Source organism: Streptomyces sp. NRRL F-2664 (assembly GCF_000719345.1).
Taxonomy (GTDB): domain Bacteria; phylum Actinomycetota; class Actinomycetes; order Streptomycetales; family Streptomycetaceae; genus Streptomyces.
In genome coordinates this window covers 1-8,854 of record NZ_JOFX01000082.1, presented here as the reverse complement: position 1 = coordinate 8,854, position 8,854 = coordinate 1, and the positions used below count along the sequence as shown (strand labels likewise).

The window sequence follows — 8,854 nt, the reverse complement described above, 5'->3', positions numbered from 1 at the left end:
CACCGGGCCGACGGCAGTACGCACCGCAGGAGGCCGGGGCTGACAGTTCCACCCCAAGGCAGCTGCAGCCAGTTGTCGCACGGGTCAGGCTCCGGCCCCCTGCGGCACATCACGATCCTCACAGTTGCCGCAGTCCAGGTGTACACCGAGCCCGGGTGGCACGCCTTGTCTATCGTGACCAGGAACGTCTTGAACTCCTTCGCGCGGTGACGGCGGTGGAGTTCGCTGACGACGGTGCCGTCGGCGAGGCTGAAGCCGGCGAAGAGACTGGTGATGCCATGCCGCAGGTAGTCGCGGGTACGGCGCTCGGGCATGCCCGGCACCATCGGCAACACCGGCTGCGAGCGGTCCAGATCCTAGATCCGGGCGTTCCGTCCACGCATAACACCACACCCCGTTCCGGCGGTTTGTGGTAGAGCCCGACGACGTCGACGACCTTGTCGGCAACTGCGGATCGGTGGACAGCTTGAAGGAACCCTGCAGGTGAGGCTTGAGGTCGAACCGCTGCCACATCCGGCCGACCGTCGATTTTCGACAGCCCCGTACGGGCGGCCATCGAAGCCCTCGACCAGTGCTTGGCCTTGCCCGGAGCGGACTCCAGCGTCGCCACGATCACGTCCTCGACCTGGTCGAGGAGGATCTAAGACGGCCGGCCCGGCCTTGGCTCATCAGCCAGGCCATCCAAACGGCCAGCGCTGAAACGACCACGCCAGCGATCCACGGCCGAGGTGCCGACACCAAGGTCGGCAGCGGCCTGCCTGCTCGTCCCGCCTTCCGCGCAAGGCAGCACGATCCTCGCGCGAAGCGCCAGGTCCCGGGCGGTGTTCGCGCGCCTCGCCCAGCGGATCAGCTGCTCCCGCTCGGCTTCACTCACAACCAGATCGGCCTTCGGCCGGTCGATGCGGGCGGCATCCTCGAGCCCGGCCATCCCCTCAGCAGCGAATTTCCCACGCCACTTCCGCACCGTCGCGGTGGTCACGCCGACCTCCACCGCAACCCGCGCGTCGGCGCCTCACCCACAGAAGCCAGCACGATGCGCGCCCGCTCCGCGAACCGCGACGCCACCGCCCCACTTACCCAACGAGACAACTCCGCGCGTCCCTCATCGGACAGGCGGACTTCAACGGCGCTAGGACCCGGCGACATGACGGCGATGACGTCACCTCCGGCCTCATCACCGCCCACCGCAGCTGCGCCATCAGCGACACTGAGCTCCGCGACAGCCGGGTCCTCCTCGTCGGCGTCGTCGTCGGCCTCGAGACGACCGTCAACGCCCTCGATCACGGCAAAGTAAACTGCTGACCCGCCGTGACCAGCTCGCCCGCGTCCTGGACCGCGAGGTCGCCTGGGACCTGCTCACCGAGGAAGTGCTGCGCCACCAGGCCTTGATCGCCACCATCTTCATGCGATTCGCCTGACCGACGTCGCCGACGAGGCCACCGGCGTCACCTTCGCCCGCGGCGACGCCGTGGTCAGCAACTTGCGCCGCCGGGGAGCGGCGGGGGTCGGCAGGGCGGAGCCGGGGTTGGCTGCCGCGCAGGTCGGTGACGGCGGTGGTGTGGGTGGACCCGCTGATCCCGAATCTCCTGCAGCGGTTTTCGCCGCAAGGTGTGCTCTCGCGGGTGCACCAGTGCCGCCGTCATGCGCTGGACGTGCGGAGCTTGCAGGGCCGGCGGCCTTGCCGGTGGCCATGAGCCCAGTGACCCACTCTACGAGGGCATGGGAAAGGTGCCTTTTAGGGCAAGACAAACGCCCAACCAGGCTTCGGGACGGTGCTAGTGACGCGGACATCTCAGTCGACAGCCGCCTCGCAAGATCACGGCGCCTCGGAGAAGCTCCTGTATGGGATACGGGCTGGCTGAAAATGTATAGTCCGAACGCCGGCGGCGATCGGTGGTCTCTTCGGCCGATGGCGAGGTGCAGAGAATGGGCGATCGTATTGCTTGTACCTGATCCAGGTATTCGGCCGAACTCCGTAGTGAGTCTCGGGTTCCAGCGCAGCCGCCTAGAAGCGGTTTTCGCGCTCTGTCGAAGGGATCCTTCAATGCGTATGCTTCAGCGTGCTATCGCGATTTCCGCTCTTACCGCTGCGGTTCTCGCCGGAGGTGGCGCAGCCGCAATGGCCGACAGCGGCCATTCTGGCTTGGCTGCACCTTCTGCCTCAGTGGCTACTGCTGCCGGTTCTCGGGCCGAGGCCGGCATTGAGTACACCTTTGACCATGCCACGACAGTGCAGATCTACAACATGATTGCCAGCGGTTCAACCTCCGGTCTGAACTCCCTGTGTCAGACGGTCATTCCCGCGCCTGTGGGCGGCACTTTGTGTCCTATGCTTGCGAGCGCTCTCCCCGGCATGCTTCTGACTCCGCCCCAGGAGGGAGACCGGCTCCACGTTGCGGTCCAGTGGGGCTGGCCCCCCCTGCACGTTGAGTATGTCAAGTAGCAAGCTGGGTTGTTGAGGGCGGCGCCCACAAAGGCGGGCGCCGCTTCTCAGATCTTTTCCTTACTGACGGCAATTGGCCCCTCTCGCAAACTCGCTAGGGTTCGTCTTGCATGCATGCGGCCAGGGTGCGCACTCAGCGGTCCTTAGCCCTTCAGCAGCCGCAACCGCCTCCTGGACTGTGCAGGAACTAGACGCGGCTGGTTGGGGCATCTCGAGTTCTTTCTGCAGATCCGCATGTCCTGGTTCGTATGCGCCTCCTACCTCCGCCCGGTTGGCGCGGTCGGTCGGGCCGTTGTGCAGTCCGTATGCCGAAGCGTGGCGGTGGCGTGGTCTCCCGCAGGGAACTGCGCCGATGGCAGAAGTACCGCGAGACGCCGGAATCGCCTGCCTTGAGCGCCTCGGGTTGCGGCACGGTCTAATGGGTGCGCATGCAGGCGGCCACCGGCTTGTGATGGCTGTCACCGGCCGGCCACCCAGGGCGTGTAAAGAAAACCGCCGACCGTTCACCGCAGGGGGGATCTCGGTAGTCAGTCCACATGGAAGCCTCCGAGGACGCGCTATGCCCGGCGGGGCTTCTTCAGGACGGCACCGGGTGTGCCCAGAAACCCTCGCACGATCTCGAAGCCGCCGCAACGAACCAATCAGACTCAGCGGCCCGCCCGCCTGCTAACCGCGAGACCCACAAGCACGCAACACTCACGAGGCGCTGCAGAGACAGACTCGGCACGGGGCGCAAGAGGGTCAGGCACCGCATGACTTGCGGCCTCCTTGACAGATCGCACCTGCCTATGGCTCCATCGGCCCTGACTCAAGAGATCGACTGACGTAATGTCAGTAGTCGGCCCGCAAGGCGGGCGGACTGAATAGAAAGTCGCCACCGGCGATCGGTATTCGAGTTGTTCGGAACGCGTGATCACGTGATCTCAAGCGTCGACCGGTGCAGCATCCTCTAAAGGATCTTCTAAACGCAGTGCGATCGCGGAGCTGTCGTATTCGCGACTTGGGCTACGCGCTTTGGACTCACGCCTGCAATTTAAATCTACGCCGCCCGGGTCTTAGCGGCAGGCTGAAATCGTACTGAGGATCTCGTTTTGGCATCCCGTATCGCGGGGATTGTGTCGCCGATAGTCAGTCCGATCGAGGCTGCTCACGGCTATCGGGGCGCCCCGAGCATGCCAGCGGGAGACCGAGCCGGTGTGGTCGTGCACTTCATTTTTAAGGGGTCGGTTTTGTCTCGTAGCAGTGGCAGGGGGTCGTATGGCGGCGTTCAGCGGGGCAGGGTTCTCCGGCGCTGGTTCGCGGTGCTTGTCGCGGCGACCTTAGGCTGTCTCCTCTTCGGAGAGGCGCTCGCTCTTTCTGTGCCTTGGGGCAGCTTGGCAGGTGTGCCTGCTGGGGCTTCCCTGATGGGAACAGAAGTTGCGGTGTCAGGTGTGTTCCCGCCAGGTGACAGGGCGGGGGGCGTGGTGGATGTGCGATCGGGCCGGTATGGGCTGGAGGTACCGCTGCTGGGGGTTGCAGGGCGTGGTGAGGTGTCGTTCGACTTGTCGGTGTCATACGACCAGGAGCTGTCTGGCCTGGGGGTTGATCGGCAAGGGCTCGGTGTCGGTGTAGGGCTCGGCTTGCCGTTCGTTGATGGTCGGGGGAATCGTGCGGTGGTGGAGGGCGCGGTTTATGACATTGACACCAGTAGTGGTGCTTCCGGGGGGACTGGGTTGATGCGGTTCCCGCGCAGCGGAATACGTTTCGAGAGTGTTGCGGGGGGTGTGCTTGAGGCGCGTCCGGGAGTGGAGGCTAGGGGTTACGCGTGGCGTTTGACCGATCTTACGGATGGGTCGGTGCAGTATTTTGACGATGCTGGCAATGTGGCTGCCTACGCTGACCGGCACGGTAACCGAATCGATTTTGCGTTTACCTCCGGGGACGGGGCGCCCAGTGGAGAGGCTCCGGTGTGGCGCCTTGTGTCAGTCACAGATTCCTACGGATCGGTAACTACAGCCGAGTACGGTACGACTGAGACCGGCCAGCAGGAGGTGGTCTTCACCGGTCCGGGCCGGGCGGGGGGGAGGCCGGGGCTTGCCGCCGTTCTAGACCTTGAGGATGGACAGCTTCGCGCGATCACGTCGGGTGACGGTGGCGTGACGCTGCTGGAGTATGAGCGGCCGCTGGCCGGTCACGGGCCGGTCATCTCGCGGGTGACTTCGCCTCTCGGGGGAGTGACAGAGATCGGATATGAGGAGGTCCCAGGCTCGCCGGTGCCGGCGCTGGCTGCTTCGCGGGTGCGGGTGCTGGATGGGGAGGGAACGCTAGCGGCGCCGGAGCAGTATTTTCGGTCCTCAGCCGTGGAGGGGCGCAACTACACGGGTGCGGGCGGTGGCTTCACCGGTGAACATGACGTATTCGACCAGCGAACTGGTTATACCTACACCACTGAGATGGCGTGGATCGGTGCCAGCGGTGAGCCCGAGCAGCGCGTGTTGTCCACCTACAACAGCCTGCACCTGCTGATTTCCCAAGAGGTGTTCACTTCCTCCATGGGCGCACGGGTCGCGGGCGAGTTGGAGCGCGGCTATAGCTGGCAGCGAGACGCTGGTGTAGGCGCCCCACCTGGCCGAGGCGAGGAACTCCCCGCAGATTGGGCTTTGCCCGTCGAGGAAACCAGCACAGTGCACAACTCCGTTGGCGGCAAGAGGCAGGTGGTGACCAGGGCGAAGTACGACGCCTTCGGTCGGCCCGTGATGACCACCGACAGCACCGGCACTGAGACCGAAACGGCGTATGACATTGGGCATGGATCCACCGGCTTGGTCCTCTCCCGGAAGATCACTGACCGGGACGGGACATTGCTGCAAGAGGAAGTGAACACCCCCGCCGACGGACGGCGCTCGATCGCGCGCACTGTCACACGCACTGCAGACAGCAGCGGCCGCCTGACTGCACGCGAGGAGTTATCCTTCGAATACGACGAGTACGGGCAGGCCACTTCCCAGACTACCTCCTGGGCCGACAAGGCCCACGGGGGAGGCGCGAGTCCAAGTGAGCTGAAAACACTCACCGCCCGGCAGGTGAAGGGCGGTCAGCTGACCGAGACTGTCATCGTAGCGCCCGGTGCTAGCGCACAGACGGTCACTACGCGCACCACAGATTTGGCAACGGGCGCCATGCTGCAGGCAACTGATGCCGCCGGACGGGTGGTGGAGCAGATGGAGTATGACGGGCAGGGACGGCCTGTCACCCACACCGCCATGCCCGAGTCCAACAGGCCGCAGATTACCCGTATCTTCTACCCCTCGGCTGCCATCACAGTCACGGCCACCCCAGACGGACGGCGCCTTACCGACACCCTGGACGCACTCGGACGCCCCCTGCGCCTCGCGGACAACTACCGCGACGGTACCTACGCACAGGACCCTAGCGCGGACGAGGCGCGGGTTCTATGGGAGGCGGACTACTCCGATTGGGCGCAGTACCGGATCGCTACGACCGACCAGGCCGGGCGCAAAACCACCGCTGTGTCGGATCCATGGGGGTCCACAAGCACTGTGACCCGCCCCAACGGCACCGCTGAGGTAACGGCCACCGACGTTGTGGCCGAGACAGTCTCCCGCGGAGTCCTCGGTAGAGACCACGCTGGAGGCAGCATGAGGGATGCGCGTGCGATCAGGGTTCATCACGCGAACAGCATGCAGCGCACCGCCAGTACGCGGGTTGTCTTTGCTGATGGTGTTCCCGCTTCGGGCTCCTCCAGCCAGGCTGATGCACTGGGACGGCTCTTATCCGTCACCAGCGGTGCTGTCAATGCTGCGCCATCATACGGTGCGGCAGGGATCCCCCTGGGGGCAGTCCTCAGCCCCGCGGAGCCGGACGCCTATCCTGGTCAGAAAATTACCGTCAGCCTCACCCGTGACCTCGCCGGCCGACCGAACTCCAAGGCGCTTACTCAAGGCGCGGCCGACCAAGGCGATGCGCACTACGGCGCTAAGCACACCTACGACGCAGCGGGCCGCCTCGCCCACCGAGCGGACCAGCTGGGCAATACCACCATGTTCACGTACCACTCCGACGGCCAGCTCGAGAGCGTCATGGTGAAGACAGACGAAGGCAAGTTGGTTTCCCGGACCGACTACACCTATGACGAGGGCACAGGACTGCTCTCATCTGCCGCTGTTGCGAACGCCGACGGTGCTGCCATAGTTCGTCATTTGGAATATGACGCCTTGAACCGAATCACCGGATTGTGGGAAGGTGCGGACAGGACTGAGGCGGAAGCCTCGCGGATTTCCTATGGCTACGACGGAGAGGGGCGCGTGAATGCGATTGCCTATCCCGACGGAAAAGCCACCTCCCGCACCTACAACGCGGCCGGACAGCTGAGCACCGCCACCGACGCCTCTGGCGCTGTCACCACCTATAGCTACAACAACGATGGCAGCCTCAGGGGCGTAGAGCAGAAGACCGCCGATGGGCAGAGTACCTCGGCTACCTACACGTATGACTCTCTCGGCCGCCCAGTTACCACTACATTCGGCAACGGCACCGTCCTAGCTACTGAGTACTACGACAGCGATCAGCCGCAAAGGGAAACCCTCACCGGATCCGGCGCCGCCGTTCTGTCAGAGGTTGCCTACACGTACAACACCCGAGGCGACCTCCACAGCCGCACCGACAGGCGCGCCCCCAAGAGCGGACAAGGCAGCAGCGTCCCGGGCGAGGGGGGCCAGGGCACCCCCCCGCAGGGGACAACGACCCATACGGTGCACTCCTATGACGCCTATGGGCGCCTAACGGCCACGGTTCTACACGACGGCAGTGACGAAAGGGCCCCCGTCCTGCGCTCAACCGCTTACACCGTCAACGCTGCCGGCGACGTCACCACCGTTGCCGTCACCGGCGCAGATGGCATGAAGACCATCACAAACCACGAAATCGACCCCGCGGGACGCCTCACTGCCCAGACTGTCAACGGGACACAGAGCGGCCAGTCCTATGACGCAGTCGGCAACCTCACCCACGGGGCCGACGGCACCACATGGAGCTACAACCCCGACAACAAACCTGTCACCGCGCTGACCAGCGACGGCGGCCGCACCGACTACGCCTACTGGGCTGACGGAAGTCGTAAGTCCACCGCCACCACCAGCGCTGACGGCACCACTCGTACAATTCTCTTTCATTACGATCCAGACGGTGCCATCACCAACGACACACACACAGACAGCCATGGCGAAACACGAACCGGCGCCTATCTCGTGGGGTTGAGAGGCCGCGAGGCACGCACCCTCACCGGCACCCCCCAAGCAGCCCTCTACCTCCACGGCGACCGCCGCGGCAACATCGCCGTTGAAACGGGACTTGAAGCCTCGGTACGCGTCAGCCGCCACTACACCGACTACGGCCAGGAAGCCCGACCTGATGGCCCGTCCGGCACCCCCGCCCACCTCTCTGCGAACCCCACCGAAAACCCCTTCCGCTTCGGCGGCGAATACTTCAATTCTGAGACAAACACCCAGTACACCCCCGCCCGCACCTATCACCCGGGCACCGGCCGCTTCACTACTTATGACCCAGATCTCACCCCTCTTAACAAGTATCAAGCCTACAATGCAAACCCTGCAGAAAACATCGACCCCACCGGTAACATCACGATCAAGTTCCGGGCGCTAGGCTGGGGTAAGAGAAATAACACCGACCCCCGCCGCGAGGCGAGGGAGCGGATGACCGCAATCTACGAGGCTCAACGGAACCGGGTAAAGGAGGTGCGTGAACAGGCTGTTACACAGAAGAGCCATGCCGTCGAACGGGGCGAACCTAGTGCAAAACTTCCAGCACCGGCGCGTTCTGCCCTTCGGACACCATCCCCTTGGGTAGGGGTGCCGAGTTGGCTGCGAGGTGATTTAGCGCCAGCCCCGCAGCGGCAAAATAAGCGAGTGTCATGGAGCTTTAGCGAACCCGCTGCGGTGCATCCGCCGGAAGTGGCCAATTATGCGCCTCCCGAGGGGTGGGCCTCCCTTAAGCGAGAGCGCAGTCAAGAAATTGAGGCGACCTTACGTAAGGGACGCCTTACGGTTCGCCAAATCGAAATCTGGGCGGAACGGTATCAAATAGACCCTCCAGAAGATCCTGATGCAGCTGCTCTAGTCTTGAGATGGCATTTCAATGAGGCGACGGCAGCGTACATAATTGGACGTGCCATCGAATCAGATGAAGCTGCTGACGGCATCAACCATTCCTGAATATTCGCTGAGCGGTCCATGGCACCTTCGGTGCTGCGCCCAAGGGCGCGGGAAGACATGAGCTCTGTTCAGCGGTGGGTCTTCGACTGGCCATCGGAGGCGGGAGCGGGCTCGGTTGACGCGCTTCTGTCTGGGTGTGGGGTCCTTTCCCGGTTTGCGGCGGTGGGGAACGGCGACGGTG

2 protein-coding genes and 1 pseudogene are annotated in these 8,854 nt (G+C 64.1%); 1 reads left to right on the top strand and 2 read right to left on the bottom strand.

From position 1 onward, the window contains the following. A pseudogene (locus IF89_RS48250) lies at positions 1 to 314 on the bottom strand (hypothetical protein); the annotation flags it as partial. Positions 315 to 640: 326 nt separating this feature from the next. Then, positions 641 to 979 carry a helix-turn-helix domain-containing protein gene (locus IF89_RS48245; RefSeq protein WP_051808035.1) on the bottom strand — a complete coding sequence of 113 codons (339 nt, stop codon included), beginning with the start codon at positions 977 to 979 and terminating at the stop codon, positions 641 to 643. A gap of 3,599 nt (positions 980 to 4,578) precedes the next feature. Between IF89_RS48245 and IF89_RS43065 the strand changes: the two genes are divergently transcribed. Further along, a complete protein-coding gene (locus IF89_RS43065) occupies positions 4,579 to 8,673 on the top strand; it encodes an RHS repeat-associated core domain-containing protein (protein ID WP_158718028.1) in 4,095 nt (1,364 codons plus the stop codon). Positions 8,674 to 8,854 lie beyond the last annotated feature (181 nt).